This is a genomic window from Wenzhouxiangella sp. AB-CW3, assembly GCF_014725735.1.
Lineage (GTDB): Bacteria > Pseudomonadota > Gammaproteobacteria > Xanthomonadales > Wenzhouxiangellaceae > Wenzhouxiangella.
In genome coordinates this window covers 3,065,693-3,085,201 of sequence record NZ_CP061368.1, presented here as the reverse complement: position 1 = coordinate 3,085,201, position 19,509 = coordinate 3,065,693, and the positions used below count along the sequence as shown (strand labels likewise).

At 58.9% G+C, this 19,509-nt stretch carries 18 protein-coding genes and 2 pseudogenes; 5 read left to right on the top strand and 15 right to left on the bottom strand.

The genetic code is table 11. From position 1 onward, the window contains the following. Positions 1 to 133: 133 nt before the first annotated feature. Positions 134 to 292: a DUF3309 family protein gene (locus tag IC757_RS13320; protein ID WP_190974784.1), complete on the bottom strand. Its 159-nt coding sequence runs from the start codon at positions 290 to 292 to the stop codon at positions 134 to 136. Between the two features lie 200 nt (positions 293 to 492). Here IC757_RS13320 and IC757_RS13315 point away from each other — a divergent pair, with 200 nt between their 5' ends. Then, positions 493 to 903 (top strand): hypothetical protein, encoded by a 411-nt coding sequence (locus IC757_RS13315; protein WP_190974783.1) that lies wholly within the window; start codon positions 493 to 495, stop codon positions 901 to 903. 47 nt (positions 904 to 950) lie between these two features. Here the strand turns inward: IC757_RS13315 and IC757_RS13310 are convergent, their stop codons facing one another. From IC757_RS13310 to IC757_RS13260, 11 genes and pseudogenes are all read right to left on the bottom strand, one after another. Next, the gene (locus IC757_RS13310) at positions 951 to 1,502 is read right to left on the bottom strand and encodes a hypothetical protein (protein WP_190974782.1); all 552 of its coding nucleotides are present in this window, start codon (positions 1,500 to 1,502) and stop codon (positions 951 to 953) included. A 271-nt stretch (positions 1,503 to 1,773) separates the two neighbouring features. Then, complete coding sequence (locus IC757_RS13305; protein WP_190974781.1) at positions 1,774 to 2,916, bottom strand: acyl-CoA desaturase; 1,143 nt, start codon at positions 2,914 to 2,916, stop codon at positions 1,774 to 1,776. 102 nt (positions 2,917 to 3,018) lie between these two features. Next, positions 3,019 to 3,441, bottom strand: a complete 423-nt coding sequence (locus IC757_RS13300) for a PRC-barrel domain-containing protein (protein ID WP_190974780.1) — start codon at positions 3,439 to 3,441, stop codon at positions 3,019 to 3,021. Continuing rightward, complete coding sequence (locus IC757_RS13295; RefSeq protein ID WP_190974779.1) at positions 3,438 to 3,617, bottom strand: CsbD family protein; 180 nt, start codon at positions 3,615 to 3,617, stop codon at positions 3,438 to 3,440. The genes IC757_RS13300 and IC757_RS13295 overlap by 4 nt, the downstream gene beginning before the upstream one ends. 25 nt (positions 3,618 to 3,642) lie before the next feature. Beyond that, complete coding sequence (locus IC757_RS13290) at positions 3,643 to 3,957, bottom strand: BON domain-containing protein (protein ID WP_190974778.1); 315 nt, start codon at positions 3,955 to 3,957, stop codon at positions 3,643 to 3,645. A gap of 116 nt (positions 3,958 to 4,073) precedes the next feature. Continuing rightward, on the bottom strand, positions 4,074 to 5,417 hold the full coding sequence (locus IC757_RS13285; RefSeq protein WP_190974777.1) for a diguanylate cyclase domain-containing protein: 1,344 nt from the start codon (positions 5,415 to 5,417) through the stop codon (positions 4,074 to 4,076). Between the two features lie 421 nt (positions 5,418 to 5,838). Continuing rightward, entirely contained in the window at positions 5,839 to 6,507 is a 669-nt protein-coding gene (locus IC757_RS13280) for a hypothetical protein (RefSeq protein ID WP_190974776.1), read from the bottom strand. After that, complete coding sequence (locus tag IC757_RS13275; RefSeq protein WP_190974775.1) at positions 6,504 to 7,262, bottom strand: class D sortase; 759 nt, start codon at positions 7,260 to 7,262, stop codon at positions 6,504 to 6,506. The genes IC757_RS13280 and IC757_RS13275 overlap by 4 nt, the downstream gene beginning before the upstream one ends. Positions 7,263 to 7,371: 109 nt before the next feature. Next, positions 7,372 to 8,236 (bottom strand): annotated as a pseudogene (gene istB / locus IC757_RS13270) (IS21-like element helper ATPase IstB). Further along, a pseudogene (gene istA / locus IC757_RS13265) lies at positions 8,226 to 9,247 on the bottom strand (IS21 family transposase). Before istA ends, istB begins: the two co-directional pseudogenes overlap by 11 nt. 337 nt (positions 9,248 to 9,584) lie before the next feature. Further along, positions 9,585 to 10,781, bottom strand: coding sequence for an ATP-binding protein (locus IC757_RS13260; protein ID WP_190974774.1), 1,197 nt, complete (start codon positions 10,779 to 10,781; stop codon positions 9,585 to 9,587). Between the two features lie 227 nt (positions 10,782 to 11,008). On the opposite strand from IC757_RS13260, the gene IC757_RS13255 reads away from it, so the two are divergent. Next, positions 11,009 to 12,214, top strand: a complete 1,206-nt coding sequence (locus IC757_RS13255) for an ATP-binding protein (protein WP_190974773.1) — start codon at positions 11,009 to 11,011, stop codon at positions 12,212 to 12,214. Positions 12,215 to 12,564: 350 nt separating this feature from the next. On the opposite strand, the gene IC757_RS13250 is transcribed toward IC757_RS13255, so the two are convergent. Then, on the bottom strand, positions 12,565 to 13,215 hold the full coding sequence (locus IC757_RS13250; RefSeq protein WP_190974772.1) for a hypothetical protein: 651 nt from the start codon (positions 13,213 to 13,215) through the stop codon (positions 12,565 to 12,567). Positions 13,216 to 13,990: 775 nt separating this feature from the next. Here IC757_RS13250 and IC757_RS13245 point away from each other — a divergent pair. Next, a complete protein-coding gene (locus IC757_RS13245) occupies positions 13,991 to 16,222 on the top strand; it encodes an Ig-like domain-containing protein (RefSeq protein ID WP_190974771.1) in 2,232 nt (743 codons plus the stop codon). 36 nt (positions 16,223 to 16,258) lie between these two features. Here IC757_RS13245 and IC757_RS13240 read toward each other — a convergent pair whose 3' ends face one another. Then, positions 16,259 to 16,411, bottom strand: a complete 153-nt coding sequence (locus IC757_RS13240) for a hypothetical protein (protein WP_190974770.1) — start codon at positions 16,409 to 16,411, stop codon at positions 16,259 to 16,261. A 17-nt stretch (positions 16,412 to 16,428) separates the two neighbouring features. Next, on the bottom strand, positions 16,429 to 17,541 hold the full coding sequence (gene fic, locus IC757_RS13235) for a protein adenylyltransferase Fic (protein ID WP_190974769.1): 1,113 nt from the start codon (positions 17,539 to 17,541) through the stop codon (positions 16,429 to 16,431). Between the two features lie 443 nt (positions 17,542 to 17,984). On the opposite strand from fic, the gene IC757_RS13230 reads away from it, so the two are divergent. Together IC757_RS13230 and IC757_RS16880 are read left to right on the top strand one after the other, a co-directional pair. After that, positions 17,985 to 19,190: a hypothetical protein gene (locus tag IC757_RS13230; protein WP_190974768.1), complete on the top strand. Its 1,206-nt coding sequence runs from the start codon at positions 17,985 to 17,987 to the stop codon at positions 19,188 to 19,190. A gap of 74 nt (positions 19,191 to 19,264) precedes the next feature. Continuing rightward, the gene (locus tag IC757_RS16880; protein ID WP_263405567.1) at positions 19,265 to 19,390 is read left to right on the top strand and encodes a hypothetical protein; all 126 of its coding nucleotides are present in this window, start codon (positions 19,265 to 19,267) and stop codon (positions 19,388 to 19,390) included. The last annotated feature ends 119 nt before the right edge of the window (positions 19,391 to 19,509 follow it).

Below are 19,509 nucleotides of genomic sequence, written 5' to 3'. Positions count from 1 at the left end.
GTGCCAAACCAAGTCAAGCGATGTTGTGAGTTGCAGAGAAGCAGTCGACTGGCCACTCGTGCCACGGTCGGTTCGCTATCGCAAAAAAAACCGGGCATGCGCTACCAGCAAAACATGCCCGGCCCTGCCAGAATCAAATCCTGCCCATAACGAACAGGATCAACAACACCAGCAGTATGAAACCGATGATGCCCGTGGGGCCATAGCCCCATGCCTTGCTATGCGGCCAGACCGGGATGATTCCGACCAGCGCCAACACAATCAGGATCAGCAGGACCGTTCCAACACTCATCTTGAGCATGCTCCACGCAGGCATTCAACGGTTACAGTCTGGACCGATCGAGAGCTGCCTTCCGTGCGCTAGCGCACCAACCATGTTCGCGCAGGTCGGTTGGCCCTGGCGCCAGAATCGGATAACGACCGGCTGCTCGACCATGCCTTCTGTTCCCTGACGCACCGACCGCCCATTCCCTTGCGGCCACAATTGGCGGCATGAACACGATGCTGCCGCCACGGACACGATCAAGGACTGCCACCGCGCTGCTTTACGGGCTGGCGCTGGTGCTGGTGCTGCTGGCGCCGCTGCTGGGGGCCCTGGCCGCGGCCGTCGCCATCTGGCAAGCCCTGCTGGCCGGGTCGATCTGGTACATGCCGCTGGGTCTGGTGCTGGTACTGGCGGCAATCGCAATGGTGCACAGTCACAAGCTGTTCGATGTGGCCCTGCTCGGCCTGGTGATTGTTGCGGTGGTCGCCTGGTTCATGGCCGGTGCGCTGCAACAGGGCCGCCTGGTGGATGCCCTGCTGGCACTGGCACCCCAGACTGGCCTAATGTCCGGCCTGCTGGTGATGATGCTGGTGGCACTTGTGCTTATCCATGTGGCGCGCAGGACCGGCCGGTGGTGATAAGCCGACGAGGCCGGTGGCTCCGCCGGAGACTCTGAAAGAGAACACTAGAAGTTGTAGCCCAGGCCCACCGTGTAGGCCCAGGCGCCATCCTTGAAGCCTTCATCGAACTCACTGCGTTCCTTGCTGAAGAAGAACTGGTACTCCACTCGACCCAGAAAGTAGGTTGTCGGGTTCATGTAGTGCTTGACGCCGGTCTCAAGGCCGGAGAAACCGCTGTTCTTGACACCGTCGCCGTATATGAGACCGAGACTGCCGCCAACAAAAGGCCGTGACGGACCGGTGCCGAACTGGTAATTCAGGTAGCCACGAGTCGAACCATTCCAGAAATCATTCTTCAGGCTCTCTCCACGGATGCTGGCATAGTTGATGCTTTGCCGTACACCCCAGATCATTTGATCACTTCGATACCAGCCATAGTCACCGGTTACGCCAAAGGTGCCGCTTTTGAAACGTTTGTCGCTGCTGCCGGTACCGGAGATCGAGAATTCCCTGTCGCCTGCTGAAGCTCCAGCATTGCTGCCGGAAGACTGCTGTGCGACGACCGAAACCGGCAACGCGCAGATGAGAAGAAGTGCTGCATATCCTGTCTTGTTCATTTCAGTTCCTCGTGATTCGGGTTTGGGGTGGCAAGCGCGAGATCTTGTTGAGTCTGCGGCTGCTGGATTGATGCTGGGATATTGAAGTCGGTGCATTGATTGATAAACCTGCCGCAGCACCAAACACTGGATGGCAGAAGACAAACCACGTATGCACGATAAGCCACCTGCGGATTGCGGTCTGTGCGGTGGCACACTTTTGAGAGAGAAGACCGATCAGTCGATCATCGGCGTAACCCAAGGCCTGCAATACATCCACCGACGAGTGGGGTCAAACCACATCACGACTACTTTCATGCCATTGCTGTTGCAGGCAGGCCAGGCGGCGGGCCTGGTCCTTCAGGGTCCGATCGAGTTCCCGGAAGCGCTGCCTGAACTTGTGCCGCTGCCATCGATCGCGTGCTGCAGCAGTGCCGGCCTGAACACGTTCGGCCTGAACGGCCTGCCACTGGCTGACGATGTCCATGAACTGCTGATACTCGCGCTCGATGGCCTCGGCCCAGGTCTCGCTGGCATGGCCTGAGGCCAACTCACGTTCGAGTTGGCGAAACTGCATTGTCATCTTTGCCCTCCGGATTCTGAAGGCCGGGGTGCGTTTGAGACTACCGGCCAATCCAACCGACGAACAGGCTGCGATCAGCCACTTGCCGGGGTCGAAATGCCACCAGCACACGCCATTGCGGTAATCGGCCTGGAAGGCGTGATGAAAATTGTGATAACCCTCGCCCCAGGTCACCAGCGCCAGCCAGGCATTGTCACGAGAAGTATTGCTGTCGGTATAGTGACGCTTGCCCCAGGTATGTGCCAGCGAATTGATGAAAAAGGTGCAGTGCTGGCTGAACACCAGACGGACCGCGCCGGCCAGCAGTACCATGCCGATCACCTCGCCAATCAGCACTCCGAGCAGGACCGGCACGCCCAGATTGAGCAACCAGGTCAGCAGCCAATAGTGACGGTGCTGCCATCTCAGCAACGGGTCGCGTTCCAGGTCCTTGACCTGGTCGAAATCGATCTCACTCGTGGGCCAGTGACGTAGCATCCATCCAATGTGAGCATGCCAGAATCCCGTTCGGATCGAATGGGGGTCGCGCTCAGTATCATCGACAAAGCGATGATGCAGGCGATGGCGCGCGCACCAGACCAACACCGAATTTTGCAGGGCGAAGGTGCCAAAGATGACAAAGAACAGCTTGAGTGGCCAGGTCGCCTGGTAACTGCGATGCGACCACAAACGATGGTAGCCGGCAGTGATCGAAAGCCCACTGAACAACCAGATCAACCCGGCAGTCAGCCAGGCCCAGCCGCTGAAGCCGACCAGCAGAGCCCACAGGGGCGCGGCCACCAGAGCGAGCAGGTGGACGGCCACGAAGTAGATTAGGTTGGCAGTGGCCAGGGGTGGTTTATTCGTCGTCATGATCGCGGGCTGCCAAGCGAAGCGAAGAACCCAGGCTCATTCCATCATGCCCACAGCGGTTGGATCTGTTCGCTGCCGAACGTAACCAATCCACGCCCACGACTACAACCTTGAAGTCGAGTCATCCCTGATTCGACGAAAATGGTAGCGCACCTTGCCGGCCCATTGCTCATCGGCCATGTTGGGCCAGTTATCCTTGTCAAAGCCCGGTGCGGCCTTGAGACGATCGATGCCGACGTCAAGCTGAAAACGCTTGTGCTCAGTATCAAGGTCAAGCGCACTCCAGGGAATGGCAAACAATCGGTCTCCCATGCCAAGAAAACCACCGCAACTCATCACCGCATAGCGAATACGCCCATTGTCCATATCTAGCACGAAATCCCGGATATGGCCGAGCTTTTCGCCATAGCGGTTGCAGATCTCGTTGCCTGTCAGCGTGGTGGCCGAGAGCAGCAAAGCTTTATTGCTGTGTCCTGACCGGCCTTCCGCCAAGGATTCCCTGGCGATCTCGCTGGCCTTGTTCATGATGTGCTCCGCTTGATCTTTTCCTGTGCATTGCCCACGGCTTTCTGGGCCTTGCCCACAACACGTTTGGTCTTGCCCTTGCGCTCCATTTTCTTGTTGCCAACGGCCTTCCCGGTGGTTTCCCGAAACTTTCCGGCGAGTTCCTTCGAACTACCCTTGATCTGGTTCTTGTTCATGACTGATTCTCCAAATGATTCCAACTCAGCGCAGCCGCATATCGTTCTTTACCGACTGCACTCCAGCGATGGTCCGGGTCAGATCAACCGCGGCATCAATCTCGGCCTGAGAACTGACAAAGCCGCTCAACTGGACGACATTCCTGTACGTTTCGACGTTGATCTCGGATGAGCGCAGATCGGGATGGTTGAAAATGGCCGCCTTGACCCGGGCAGTGATGGCTGTATCGTCAAGGTACTCGCCGGTTGATGAACGGGTATCTGTTCCGGCGCAGCCGGCAAGAACAGCCAGCATCAGGGCCACGGCAAATAATGCAAAAATCCTTGTGAAAACTTTCATGATCGTATATCCACAGTGATGACGGAAATGGCAGGCATGTCAAGGCCGGCGCCGGGTTTGATCTCGCCACGAAGATAGTCGAGGCAAGAGAGCATTGGATGGAATCTTCACCCGGATCATCCAAGGCGGTCTGTGCGCTTGGACACATTGGCTACTTTGTCAAAGCGAGACCCAGCCATGGGTCGTTGCATGCCGGCCTCATAGAAGCAGTATCGCCTTCCACCACCGAGCTTGGCGTTATACATCGCGACGTCCGCCCGGTGCACCAGTAACTTCATACTGGCGCCATCTTTGGGATAGAGACTGATTCCAACACTCAACTCCAGGCTTGCCGGATGGCGATGAACATGGAAAAGCCTGGCTGCTGCCATCTGCATCTTCGTGGCAATTCTGCCTGCATCTTCGGGCTGCCTGATTTCAGTGAGCAGCACAACGAACTCGTCGCCACCATAGCGGCAGACAAGGTCGGTGCTGCGCACGCAGGAGGTCAGTCTCCGGGACAGATCTTTCAAAAGCCGGTCCCCCACCTTGTGCCCCAGGTTATCGTTTACCTGCTTGAAATTATCGAGGTCGATGAACAGCACTCCCACTTGATTCTGATGCCGCCTGGCCAGATGGATGGCCTGATCGAACCGTTCGAAAAACACCGCCCGATTGGGAATGCCAGTCAGGGCATCGTGGCGGGCGAGGTAAGTCATCTTCGCCACGCTCTGCCTGGACATCTTGCGGTCACGAAACACCACGACCGCGCCGGCAAGCCGACCGTCTGCGTCGATGATGGGTGCGGCGGAATCCTCGATAAGCAGCTTGCTGCCGTCCCGCCTCAGCAGCTGGCAGTTTGGCGGCATCTGCACGATTTCCAGCCCCTTCATGGCCCGATCAGCCAGATTGTGCACGGGTAGACCGCTATCCGCATAGACCACCCTGAACACCGCACTGAACGGCCGACCGCAAGCAGCTTCGCGGGGCCAGCCGGTAAGCTCTTCGGCCACGGCATTCAGATAGGTCACCTGGCCTGCGGCATCGGTGCTGACGACCGCATCGCCGACACATTCCAGCGTGACCCGGGCGCGTTCCCGTTCTCTAGACAGTGCTTCCGTGGCAGTCTCCACCGCCTGCTCCGAGGACTTGATCGCGGTGATGTCTTCGATAGTGTGGATACGCGTTTCGACCTCCGGCGCCGGCGCAAGACGGGCAATACTGTGTCGTGTCCAGATTCGCTTTCCCGAGGGGGTCACCATCCGCAACTCGAAAGTCAAGGGATCTCGGCCGTTGCCGGCTTCCTGCCAACGGGCAGGAATGGTCACGCGATCCCGCGCATCGATGGCCTGGCACCAGTGGGTGCCAAGCAGTTCCGACGCCGAAGCGGCATACAACTTCTGGCAGGCTGGATTGCTATAGACGATGTTGCCGTCGAGATCGGTGATCAGAATAGCTGTGGGCAACGAATCGAGCAGCACGGAACCGGATTCGGAACAAACCCTGCTCTGGTGATTATTGGAGTACTCTGCCGTAATCAACTCAAATACGCTGCCGCCTTCATTCTCCCACTCATCCAGATCTTGGGAATGCCACCGAGGGCCGTGAATGTACGATTGACGATCGGACATTTGATCAGACATACACTTTTTCCTGGCATATTCAGCCTGGCAGATCGATCAGCCTAGCAAGCAATGGAAACTTTCATCTGTGCGCGAGCGCACACTTGCTCGATTGGTCTGCAATCGGACAGTGTTCGTTAGGGAACCGCTGAATAGCTCTGCGCGGGCGCGACGGGGCTTTGCGGGATGACCCCGTGTGACTTCGGCGGGCCGCGCAAAAGGACATGGGCGCATCAGCGCCCATGTCCTTTTCCAACTTGCCAGTCAGTGGCAGAACTGATTATCGACCATTCCTACCGGTCAAGCACCGACGCATGGTCAGACTGATTCCACCCAACAGCGACAACAGTCCGCCCAAAACCATGATCGGTAGTAGACCTGCGGTCGCCGGCAGGGTGGCAGGTCGAGTCGTCGTTGTCGGTTCCGCTTGGGCCAGTTGTCGTGGCGGTTGTGAAACCGGTGCCGGCTCCACAATCTGGACTACTTCGGTAGCCGGAACGCCGGGCGCAGTGGTAAAAGCGTACATGCCTTCCGGTGCGTAGAAGTTCAGCACCTGGCCGCGTTGCAGATCCGAAAATCGTGTGGGACGACCGTCCAGCAACACGCGCTGATCCGGACCCGGCTTCAGGGTAACGTTGCCCAGTGAGCGGCCACGATCATTCCTGAAATTCGAGGTAATCGATCCATCTCGATTCAGTGTCTGGAAAACCGCCTCGAAGCGGGCCCACTTCTGCCCATCGACGACGATGGCTTCATGGCAGGCGTTGGCAACCCAGGGATAGTCACGCTTCATATTCTGATGCCAGTCAACCTCGGTACAACTGACCCGGTCCAGTTCCGGCGCCGGCATCGCAGGTGAGGCTTGCTGGGCCAGTGAGTTTCCAGTCCATGCCAGACCCAGCAGCAAGGCTGCCGATGTCATGGCCAATACATTCAAGCGGGTATTCATGGTGTTTCTCCTAATGGTAGTGCGGTGAGAAGAGCGTCCGAAGTGGATACCTTCCCGGATTGATCAACGGCAATGGCCTGCACGATGTAGCGACGCGGTGCATTGCCGATGAAATAAAAGGGGTAGCAGGTGACCAGAGTGACAGTGGGCACCGTAGTGTCATCGAGTACCGAGACTTCGGCCGGGTCGACAATGACAATCCTGGACACGCGAAACTCACCGCGACCGGAGAGACTCTCCAGCTCGAGGATGTCACCGACCTTGACGTCCTTCAGCGGTCGAAAGTAGCGATCACGATGGGCCGCAACCGCCACGTTGCCGCCCGTGTTGGGCGCGGCAGTTCCGCCAATCCAGCCAGCACCACGGCTCAGGTTCAGTTCGCTGATGTCCGGGTAAACCGGAACCTCCAATCCGACTCGATCCATGCGCAACACCGCAATCGGCAGGGGGGGCGTTTCGATAGCGCCTGCGCTGATGGGCATGGGTACAACGGCTTGCCTGTCCTGAAGCCGTGCAGACGCATTGGTGGCGGGGCGGTTGGCAACCGGGCCAGCGAGCATTGCCGTTGCCCTCGCCTCGGCAAACAGCTCGATGCCCTGAGTGCGTTGATTCTCCAGCGTGGCGGTTGCTGCAAGGTAAGTGGTGATCAACGCGATGCCCAGAATCCAGAAAGCCAGTTCCAGGCGCATCCATCCAGCGCCACTACCATGCTGGAGTCTGGTTACTCCGGAGAGGATCAAGCCGGATCGGTACATTACGGGACATTCCTTTGCAAGCTGCAACAGGCGCCCATCTTGTGGCCTAGCTCAGTGGCTGTCTGTACGCAAGCACACGCAACGACGATGCGACGTCAAGTTCGGCAGGTTATCGGGACAGCGGTGCGAACCCAACGAGGCTGAGCAAGTCTTGTGAACGAATCAGCCTGTCGTCAACGGGATCATCCTGGCACCCTTTAGGTAGCCGGCGAAATGCACGCGCCTCGCTTCCCTCCTGATTCGTTGTTGAGTGTTTCAGCCGGTAACTCTCGTTGCCGGTCTCCAGAATGTGGCAATGATGCGTCAGCCGGTCCAACAGGGCCGTGGCCATCTTCTCATCGCCAAATACGCTCGACCATTCGCTGAAGCTCAGATTGGTCGTGATCATGATGCTGGTGCGCTCGTAGAGCTTGCTGATCAGGTGGAAAACCAAGGCGCCGCCGGCCTGACTGAAAGGCAGGTAGCCCAGTTCATCGAGCATGACCAGATCGGTATGGATCAGTCGGTTGGCCAGCCGCCCCTGTTGCCCGGCTTGCTTCTCCTGTTCCAGCGCGTTGACCGGCTCGACCGTGGACAGGAAGCGTACCCGCAACCGGTGATGCTGGATGGCCTGGATGCCGATTGCTGTGGCCAGGTGCGTTTTGCCGGTCCCCGGCCCGCCGATGAGCACGAAGTTGTGGGCATCCTCGAGGAACTCGCAACGATGCAGGGCGCGCGCCAGGGCTTTGTCGACCGCGCTCTGGTTGAAGTCGAAGCCGGCCAGATCCCGGTAGGCCGGGAACTTGGCAGCCTTCATCTGGTAGTTCATCGAGCGCACGTCGCGCTCCGAGGCTTCTGCCTTGAGCAGTATCTCCAGTATCGGGAGCGCCTGCTGGCAGGGGGGGTGAGGATTGGCCTGCCAGGGTAGTTACGGCATCGGCCATCCCGTGCAGCTTCAGGGTTTTCAAGGTGGTGATCATGGCGTCAGCCTTCATGATGGGCGCTCCTCAGTATGTCGTAGCGGGCCGTATTGGCCTGCGGCTCGTTGACCAGCTTCAGCGCCGGCGGGGTGTGCAGGGGTTGCGGCCGCCGCGGTTGCTCCAGGCGACTGAGGCAGTTCAGGACGTGGTCCTTGGAGGCTTCACCGATTTCCAGCGCCTGGACGATGGCCTGTTCCACGAGCTGCTCATCGTGCAACAGCACAAGCGCCAGGATATCGACCATCTCGCGGTCGCCACCGGGGCGCTTGAGCAACCGGCTTTGCAGGTGCCGGAAGCTCTCCGGCAGTTGTGTAAACGGCGCGCCGTTGCGCAGGGCGCCGGCTCAAACAGGTAATGCCCGACCATGGCGTAGAAGCGCTTGTTCACCTGGTGCTGCTTGCCCCGGCCGATCTTGTCCACCGCCGTCTTCATGTTGTCGTAAATGCCGCGCTCGGGGACACCACCGAAGGCGCTGAAGGCGTGGTGGTGGGCGTCAAAGAGCATCTCGTGGGACTGCGTCAGATAGGTGTGCATGAAATAAGCGCGACTGAAGCTCAGCTTGAAATGGGCAATCTGGAGCTTGGTGCTGACACCGTTGATTCTGACCCAGTCCTCGCTCCAGTCGAACTGGAAAGCCTCGCCGGGGGCAAATTGCAGCGGCACGTAGGCCTGTTTGCCGGCAAGATGCCTGGCTTCCTGCTGCCCCTGGCGCCATTGGCGGGCAAAGGCCGCAACCCGGTCATAGGAGCCGGTATAACCCAGTTCGACCAGATCCCGATACAACCGCTTGACCGTTCGGCGCTGCTTGCGGTGCCGCCGGGACTCGCGGAACGGCCAACTGGTCAGGGTCTTGCCGTAATCATCGAGCTTGCTGGGGCTCCTACGAGCCGGATAGCTCGGCTCCAACTCTTCATTGGACAGGTATTTGCGAACTGTATTTCTCGATAGGCCGGTTCGCCTGGCGATCTCGCGGATGGACGTGCCATCGCGAAGATGCCAACGCCGGATTACGCTGACTAATGCCACGTTTATCACTCCTCGATACCCCTGCAAAATTCGTTGGCAGGGAAGGGTTGTACGTGGGTTAAAATTCGATGCAAATCCGGGGGGCTAGTGGGTCAATTTTGGGTGCAATTCAACACGGGCGGCCAGTCTCGGCGGCGCGTCGCTTGAGCAGCCGGGCCAGTTCGTCGTCAATGGTCAGTGTCGTCTGCATGGATGCATCCTGGCATCACTACTGAAAGCATCAAGACATCAATCTTCGATCAGCCCACTGAAGCCAACGAGCGAATTCAGTCCTCTACCGATCGGTAGTCTTCGTCCGGCCGTGGCAGGTCGTCATCGACATCGGGCAATGCCTCTGTCAGTGGTCCCGTTTGGCTGGCATTGCCAGCAAGTCGAGGTCCTGCAGCCGGTTCACCGCGCTGGCGAATCCGACCACTTCGATCGCTTCGGTTAGCGGGTAGTCTTCCCGCCCGGGATACACGACGATGCGCTGGTCTGTTCCGAGGTCATCGCAGGCGTGATGAAAGCCGCGACGAGGTCGAGGGGACAGGCTCAACTTGACTTCGAATGCCCATCGGCCATGGCGCGGAATGTCCAGCACGAGATCGATTTCGGCACCGGCAGCCGTGCGATAGAAGGTTGCGTTGGTGTCGTCCGGGGCGGCATTGATCAGTGATTCCACAACCAGCCCCTCCCAGCTGCTCCCGGCCACCGGGCTGCCCAGCAGCTCCTCTTCGTTGGCCAGGCCAAGCAGTGCGTGGACCAGGCCGCTGTCGCGCACGTAGGTGCGTGGGGAGCGAACCTGGCGTTTGCCGATATTGGCCAGAAGAGGTGGCAAGCGTCTTACCAGCAGCAGATCGACCATCAGGTCGAGATAGTTGGCAACGGTCTTGCCATCAACGGCAAGGCCTCGGGCGAGCTGGGCGGCGTTGAGCAGTTGGCCTTGCTGGTGAGACAGCATGGTCCAGAATCGACGCAGGGTTTCGGCCGGGATTCGCGAGCCGAGTGCCGGGATGTCGCGTTCCAGGTAGGTGCGAATGAAGTTCTGTCGCCACAGCAGGCTGGTCTTGTCGTCGGAGGCCAGCAGGCTTTCGGGAAATCCGCCGCGCAGCCACAGGGTTGATTGCTGGTCGGCGCCGATTTCACTGATGTCCAGTGGTGTCAGCTCCAGGTAGCCGATGCGTCCGGCCAGGCTTTCTCCGGTCTGTTGCAGGAGGTCCATCGAGGCCGAACCCAGCAGAAGGTAGTGGCCTGCTTTTCGTCCCTGTCGCCGGGCAGCATCGATCAGTCCGCGCAGGGGTTGAAAGATCTCCGGAGCGCGATGGATCTCGTCGAGGATAACGAGCCGATCCCGGTGGCGGGACAGGTAGAGCTCGGGCTCGCGGAGCTTGTTGCGGTCGGCTGGTGATTCCAGGTCCAGGTAGACGGCATCGAGTTCCTTGCCGATCTCCAGCGCAAGGGTTGTCTTGCCCACCTGGCGCGGGCCCAGCATGGCCACGGCGGGAAATACGTCCAGGTACTCCAGCAGCCTGGTTTTCAGTTTGCGCGATTTCATCCTTGCAATTATGGAGCAAGCCTCCAGATTTGCAAGGTTATTGGGTGCCTGCCATTGGCTCTTGTCGTTTCTGATGCGGCTTCCAGCCTCTCCTCGGTCACCACGTCATCGCCTGCTTTCGAGGCCGGCAGCAACTCAAGCCGATACGCATCCGCTCGAGAATCTGTGAGGGGGCTTGATCCCGTACTGAATTGACGTACTCAAATCATTGAGTAAAAATACTCAACATGATGAGTAAGTCAGATAATTCGTTTCAACGATCGCAAGCTGCGGAGCTTGCGAGACGTCTGGAAGAGCCTCGGCGATGGATTCAGGTCGTCACCGGTGCACGTCAGGTGGGCAAGACCACACTGGTTCAGCAGGTGACCCGAAAGATCGACTTGCCGGTTCGATTCGCGAGTGCCGACGAACCCTCGCTGAGAGACCGCGACTGGCTGGTGTCCCAATGGGAGGCAGCGCGGTTCGAGCTGGCTGAGGCTGGCGGGATCCTCGTTATCGACGAGATCCAGAAGGTTGAGCAGTGGTCTGAGGCCGTCAAGCGGCTGTGGGACGAGGATAGCCGCGAGAAGCGCCCGCTCAAGGTGGTGCTGCTGGGCTCGGCGCCGCTATTGCTTCAGCAGGGCCTGACCGAGAGCCTCGCCGGCCGATTCGAGACCCTTCATCTGCCGCATTGGTCCTTGTCGGAGATGCAGGAAGCTTTCGGCTTCTCCCTGGAAGACTATCTGTACTACGGCAGCTACCCCGGTGCCGCACCGTTGGCCGGCGAGCCAGAGCGCTGGCGCCGGTATATTCTGGATGCATTGGTCGAGACCACCATCGCCCGCGATGTCATGCTTCTGACCCGGGTCGACAAGCCGGCGCTGATGCGTCGTCTGTTCGAGCTCGGTTGCCGCTTTTCCGGGCAGGTGCTGTCCTACACCAAGATGCAGGGACAGCTGCAGGACGCCGGCAACACAACAACGCTGGCCCATTATCTGGAATTGCTGGAGGCTGCAGGCATGCTCACGGGCCTGCAGAAATACGCCGGCAATGCCGTGCGCCAGCGTGCTTCCAGTCCGAAGCTGCAGGTATTCAACACTGCACTGATGACCGCCATGTCCGGCCTGAGCCCGGAACAGGCCCGCGCCGACAGCGAGTTCTACGGTCGACTGGTGGAATCCGCCGTCGGCGCCTACCTGGTCAATGAGGCTGCGCGAGGCGCCTGCGAGCTGTACTACTGGCGCCAGGGCGATCGGGAAGTGGATTTCGTCGTCCGAGCAGCCCAGCGCCTGTTCGCCATTGAGGTCAAGAGCACGGCCCGGCGTGACGCCCTGTCGGGAATGGCTGCATTCCGAAAAGCTTTCGAGCCACAGCGCACCCTGCTGGTCGGCGCAGACGGCATCGACCTGGCACAATTTCTTTCCCGCCCCATCCAGGACTGGATCAATTCATGAGGAAAGTCTGGAATGGCGCTCACGTAGCAGGCCAGGTGGCTAAGAAAATCCTGCGCGAACGGCCTACCTGACGATTCAACTCAACCTGGAACTGACTTGAACCTGCACTGCCGGGTGTTGGCGTGCCCGGGATTCGGATTTTCGGGTGATTCAGGGTGGGGCTGGTGCCTGATGCAGCGAAATTCACGCGGCAGAAAGGAAATTGAACGCACCGTGATCAGACGCTGGCGCGGGGTTGTGGAGGCGGGTAAAACAATGAATAACGTAGGTCCTGGTTTTATCGGTTGCGACCAATGGCGTAGTGCTTCGATTTTTGCCTGCAGGCCGTTTCGTTCCATCGTTGTTAACTGCTAGTGGGCCAGGTCGTTAGGCACCATAGGTACAAATGGTGAAAATGGCCAGGCCTTTTGATTCCTGTTCAGTATCTCGATAAAATCATCCGACCATGTCGCTTCCACCAGGTTGGTCACTACTTTGCAGACCTGGTTGCGGAGCTTTCCCGGATCGGAAGGCCCTTTCTCAACTGTCACGGAGGCATAGTTCCATGAAGTCTTCAGGCCTTGGCTCTCAAGTAGCCGAGCGAGTGTGCGGTTAAGTTTGTCTCCGGCGTAAGTTCGAACCGTGGCCTTTCCGTTTCCAATATGAACGTATTCGAGTGATTGCGGCGACCAGCCGGTGCTAGTGGGTCCGTCCTGACACAATGAACGTAGGGTGCTAAGGGAAGACTCATCTAAAAATGAAGGCAACGAACGATGCCCGTACAGAAACTCACCTACTCGTTGGGCGGTCTCTAATGGAGTGTCCGGACCACCAAATGAGCTCCACTTTGGCGCCATGCCTTCCTTCGCCTTCTTGGCTTTTATCGCGTGATTTTCAAAGTCCACACGCTCGGCCTTCCAGAGTCTGCTGGCAATGGTAAAGTAGATAGGTGCTTCCAGACTTTCCACGAATGCCGTATCGAGCGTACCGACCTGTGTTCGGCCCTCTGGCACTTCGTACATTGGCGCTGTGCTGAAAACCACGAACAGCTTGCGCCAATCGAAAAAACTTACTGATGTTGGAGTGATGAGTTCGAACCTTGATCCGATGTCTGCTGATTAGTGACCGCATTATTAACCCGGCACGAATGTAGATCGCATTCAGCCGCAGTGTGCGCTTCGGCAGCAAGGCAGCGAAACGCCGCTGTAGCACTCCTACAGCAAGTTTCGATAACGCAGTCTGCCGAAGCGCACACTGCGGCCTGACTTTTTAGAATCAGATAGTTAGGGACTTCAATCAGGGCCCGACTCTGCGTTCTCGCTCTTGCCAAGGGGATCACCCTTGGCGGCGAGCGACGCCTTGATTCGGGCCCTGATTGAAGCCCTGAATGTGATCTACATTCGTGCCGGGTTAATAGTAACCCGTCTATTGCATAAATGTCCGGATACAGGAGTCCGGAGAGCAGTGTTTTCGGGGCGTGGCGTGGAGATCTTTCAACCGGAGCATAGTTCACACTATGTGAGGATTGAAAAATCAAGCACGCGCACCGGAAACACGCGCAACGGTTCCACTGCAGGGCTTTTTTCGCCTTCGGCGCAAACCGCCCTTCCGTTCCCGCCTGCGCTGCCATACCGGGCAGTAGAGCGGTCCTGCGCCGGAGATTTATGCAATAGCCGGGTTAGTCCGTCGTTGGTGTCCCGGCGGATCTCGGCACGCTGGCAGGGCGCCTGTTAGACTGTCCGGCAGGGGACGGCTGAATGGCCCGGGTGCAGGCCAGATCCAAAAAGGGAGAATTCCATGCTTCGCACCGTGTACGCCTGTGTCCCGGCACTGGCTGTCTGCTTGTTCGCCACGCCTTTTTCAATGCTTGCCCTGGCCGACGATGTCGTGATCATCGACGGGGTGGAGTTCGGAACCACCCTTCTGCCCAGCGGAACTGAGCTGATCGTCGAAAGCACCGGTGTCATCGAGCCGCCCGACGATGCTCGCGGGATCGATGCCGAGGTCGGTACCCGTATTACCGTTGATGGTGGCCGCATCGAGACGGTCAATGGCAATGCCATTGCCACGCGGTCGCATAGCGATATCACCATCGTCAACGGTGCCGAGCTGCTATCCGGAGATACGACAACGCTCAACCTGGCTGCACGGGCCAATGTGCTGGTTCAGGATTCAACGCTCAGTGACGATGTGTCGGCCGATGAACGGCTGACGCTCGAGATCATCGATTCGGGCTTCAGCGGCAATGTGCGCGGCAACGAAGGCAGTCGCGTGAAGCTGGTCAACACCACCCCCGGACGCGTATGGCTTGACAGTGATGCCATCGTTGAAATCTTCAACAGCACCGTCTCCGATCGGCTCCGATTTTCTTCCAATGTGGAGTTGTTGCTCGACGAGCAATCTGCACTCAACAGTCGCATCAGTGCCGACCACAACCTGGAGCTGGACCTGCGAGGGCCGCTCATCCTGGACGATGATGTAGGCCTGGAAGGGCGGGCCGGAATCAGCGCTGATTCCAATGCCCGGATTCACATGCGCGGTGGCGGCATCACCGGGCAGGGGATCGATCAACTCGGTATCGATATTGGCGGGGGCGGTGTGGTTCGTCTGTCCGACGGGGCGTCGATCGACACCCCCGGCAATGCCATCGAGATGATCGACAGCGGTACGGTCGTGATCGAATCCGGCAGTGTCGTGACATCGGCCGAGGGTGCTTCGGTGAACCATGGCGACGGGCTTGTACTCAGTGTCAATAACGCGACCCTGACCGGGCAGATCGATACCGGGGAGTCCTCCCAGGTCAGCCTGCATCAGGCCATCGTCAACGGCCACAATCGTGCCGTTCGCGTGGGCGAAGGCTCGCTGCTGACGATCAGTGGCGCTAACACTTCGATATCGGCACTCTCCGGGCGTGTCGTTGACGTCGATGATGGCTCTCGCATGATTCTTCTGGACGGTAAGATCGAGGCACCGGCCGGGTCCGATGCCAACCGGCCGATCAACCTGGGCCGGGGTGCTGAGCTGTTCGTTCATGGCGGCCAGGTGTTGACGGGCGTTGAAAATCGCCCCGGCATCAGAGGCAATCGCTCTCGGGTCGAAATGACTGGCGGCAGCATCGAGGCGACGGCGGTGGATGCACCAGGCATCTACTTCTTTGCCGAGGGCTCGGTGGCCGTCTCCGGCAGTACCTCAATCACGACCACGGGCGATCGCGAATCGACCGACCCGCAGAGCGGGGCACACGGCGCCTTCGGTCGCAGCTCGGTGTTCGAAATCAACGGTGGAGAAATTGACATTCAGGGCAGTGGCAATTTCGGTTTGCTTGGTCTCGAAGAATCGCTGATCGTGATGCGCAACGGCCAAGTGCTGGCGGACTCCGCGCTCGATTCCTACAGCCTGGGCGCATTCGAGGAATCAATCATCCGTATTCAAGGGCTTGCCGATGACTTCACCGTCGACATCGACGGCAGCGTTGATGGGCCGCAGCCGGTAGTCGTGGGTGAAGGTCAAAGCGTCAGCCTGGTCGATCTGTATCCGGAATTCGCCGACAGCGATCCATTTTCGGGCGTGATCGACGGTACCTGGTCCGACGGCGAATCGTTTTCGCTGAGCTTCACCAACCAGTACGAAGAGCTCGCGCCCGGCGAGATTGTGCTGCGTGGCGTGGCGGCCGACCCAGAACCGGACCCGGGCACTGAAACCACAATCGACAGCCTGCTCAACCCCTCCGAGGTCGATGAGGTCGTGACCTTTGTCGTCGAAGTCAGCAACCCGGATGCCGCGCCCGATGACGGCCTGGTGACCGTCACGGCAACCAGCGCCGAGACCTGCCAGGACAGCGACCCGGCGGTTTCAGGCAATACGGCGACCTACTCTTGTGAGATCGCCTTCGAGACCGTTGGCGATCGTGGCGTCGAGGCCGGGTTCACCGACTTGGAAGCATTCGAGGATTCCACCTCCCAGCCCATCATCCAGACCGTCAACCTGGGCTTGTTCATTGATCGCTTCGAGGAGGATCCCGACCAATGAGCATCACCAGCTCAAACCAGGTATGCAGGGAACCGGTCAGGATGCGTGTGCTTGAATCTCAGACGCATCGCCATTCGACCGCCACACCCGTTCGCCAATCTCGGCCAGGGTCTGTTCCAGACCCTTGAGGCCGGTTTCGGTCAGCGGCTGGTTGGTGCGCAGGCGGCGGATGCCCAGGTGCTTGCGCACTTCGTTCTGGGAGTCGGTTAGGGCGTGGGGTAGGGAATGATCTCGTTGTCTGCGTAAGTCATCAGCCGCATCAGCTTCGGGTGGACGAACAGCTTCTCTCGGCCCTCTTGTCGTTCTTCCAGCACGCCGATATCGACGAGTTCCTTCAAATAGACCGAGGCGGTTTGTCGCTTGGCGATATCGCGTTCGACCAGGGAAGCGATGCGGCAATAGGGTTGTTCGAAAATGACCTGCATCAGTTCGTGGCTGTGGATTTTGGGCAGTTGCTGCCTGACATGGCGGGATGTCTCCTCCATCAGTTGCCGGATTGCGGCGACCTTGGCACAGGTCCACTTCGAGACCTGCTCGACGCCGTTGAGCATGAACAGAATCCATGACTCCCAGTCGCCATCGCGGGTGACCTGCAACAGCATGCGGTAGTAGTCGCCCTTGCTTCCGACAATATAACGACTCAGGTAAAGGATGGGCAATGTCAGCAGATCCTGCTCGATCAGGTACAGGACGTTCAGGATTCGGCCCGTGCGGCCGTTGCCGTCGGTAAATGGATGAATGGCCTCGAACTGGTAGTGGGCAATCGCCATCTTGATCAGCGGGTCGAGCTCATCACCGGCGTGCAGGAATTGCTCCCAGTTGCCGAGCAGATTGCGCAGCCGGCTTTCGGTCTCGGGTGGCGTGTAGATGGGCACGCCGGTGCGCTGGTTGCCGATGATGGTGCCCGGTACCTTGCGGATCTGCATGGGCCGGTTCTTGATCGTGCTGCAGACCTCGACGGCCGTGGCCGTGCACAAGGGGCGGGTATTGAGCTGCTGGAAGCCCTCGAACAGCGCGGTTCGGTAGCGCAGTGCCTCCCGCGTGGCCGGATCGGCGCTGTCCTCCCGGTGGGCATGCCGGAACAGGTCGTCGGTGGTGGTGACGATATTTTCGATCTCGGAGCTGTCGCGGGCCTCCAGGATCGGAACTAGGTTGGTCAGCAGATTTGGATCCGGCAGTAGCTCGCCGGCCTGCCGGAGTTCCGCCAGTGCGGCCCGCGCCGGTATGCAGGCCTTGAGCACAGCCCGGGTTTCCACCTGGTCCGGCTCAGGCGGCAGCAGCGGTAGATCGTTGTACGGCCGGTCGGCCGGCCAGGTCATGTTCGAATTCCCGCGTTTCATCGACATATTTGCGCTGGTGGCCAGCTTAATGTCGATGGAATCGACAGGTCAAGCGATTGTGTCGAAAAATCATGAGATATCGACATGTTGATCAAAGCCAGCGAACCGATGCGGGCGGGTTCAACGTTGGTCCGTCTGCAGAGAGGCGAACGGCGGAGTAGGTCGGGGTTGCATCCCCGACGGTCGAGGTATCCAGAATCGACACGAATTCGATGTGCGTTGTTGTCGGGGGTTATGACGGATAAACACCAACAAACCGGTGGGGGTGAGTTCGAGGTGTCTCGAAGATGATGTCATTTGGTCAGGGGTGGCTGCTATGCTGGCCTGCGGCTCCGGGTGGATACAACAGCCGGGCCGGGCTAACGGTTGCGTAATCGGAGGAGGGCTGCACGATGGGGCGATTGGGCTCGGTGACTCGGAAGTTGGGCTGGGCGCTGTTGGCATTCTCGGTGGTGGTTGTTCTGGCCTGGGGTGTCTCTTTCACTGTTGGTCCGAGCGACGAGGAGATGGCTGCCCGGGAGTTGCTGGCTTTCGAGGAGCCGGCTACGGGCACTAACGGCGCGGACCTGTTCAGGGAGATCCGTGCTGGGACGGATGGTGATGGGGAAGATATTGTCGCCGAGGGTCATGCCGAGCTTTTCTGTTCAGCCTCGCATGGCGAGTGCCTGGCGCGGGTTCGTTCCGAGCCGGACCGGTATCGGGACCTGGTTGATCGCTACGGGGGCGTGATTGAACAGTTGGAACGCCTGAGTGGTGCCGATCACGTGACGAGTAGTTTCACTCACGACGATCTTGTGTCGCTGTCGGAAGTGCGGCTTGCCAAGTTGCCGGCCACCGCCCTTGCAGTGCGGTTCGTTGATGGAGATGTTGACAGCTCTCTGGGCGAGGTTTGCGAGTATGCCAGTGCCTTGCTCAGGCTATCTGATCGTGCCGATTTGCTTTCTACAGGGCTCGTGCTGGGAGATGTGGCCACTGGTCTGTACGGGCGTCTCATGGCCGAGATGTTGGTTGAGTTGCCGCCCGGCTATCTGCTGCCGGAAAGTTGTCACGGCCTGGGCGCGCCAGTCGAGCCAGGTACTCCGAATTTGTGCAGTTTTGCGCGGGGGCAGTACCAATTACTGACGTCCACACTGAATGAGCTTGAGAACACCTACCGGGAACATGCAAAAGGTGTTCGGTCGTGGTTGCCCGAAAGGATCACTGGTTCTCGCGCCGAAGCTGTGCTGGATCTGGCTGGCCCGTATTACGCACAATGGTGCGAGGCGGACATGCTTGCTGCCATCGAGGTTGATAAGCCATCGCCACAGCAACGCGAAAAACCATCGCTTTGGCAGCTTCGCTGTCTGTCCAATGTTACCGGGTGTCAGGTATTCGGGTTCATGGCATACGATTTCGGTACTTTCCACGTTGCCCAGCTCGAACAACGAGCAAGACGACATGCTCTGGCCGTCGCGCTCTGGCTGCATCACGCACGGAGTTCAATGCCCGAAGCATCTCTTGACCTCCCCGCCGGGCTGATGCATCCCCGCCACCAGCTGATCACAGTGGATGAAGAACCTTATCTGGAGGTCCCGCCCCACAACGGGCCCTGCGAACCGCGGCCCTGGAGATTGCCACTACCTGGGTAGTCTAGGCAATGGCAGTCGGTCATAAAGCGTTCGATATTTTTGCGGTCTGTGGTTCCCGGCGGCAGGCCATGAGCATGAATATCAAGGGTCCGGAAGTTCATTGTCTGGCCTACGAGATGGTGCACACCAGCGCTCAGCCATTGTGGTTCAAGGGTAAGGATTCTTTTCCGGCTGCCGATGAGGCCAGTGCCCTCGATTGATCGTCGGGAAGATAGTCATGCTTGGCCGGTTTGATGCAGCGACTCGTTACTATAAGCACATGTGTTTCAATTGTGAGAATTCTATGATTAGTGCATTCCTGACTCACAGTGAGCTCCTA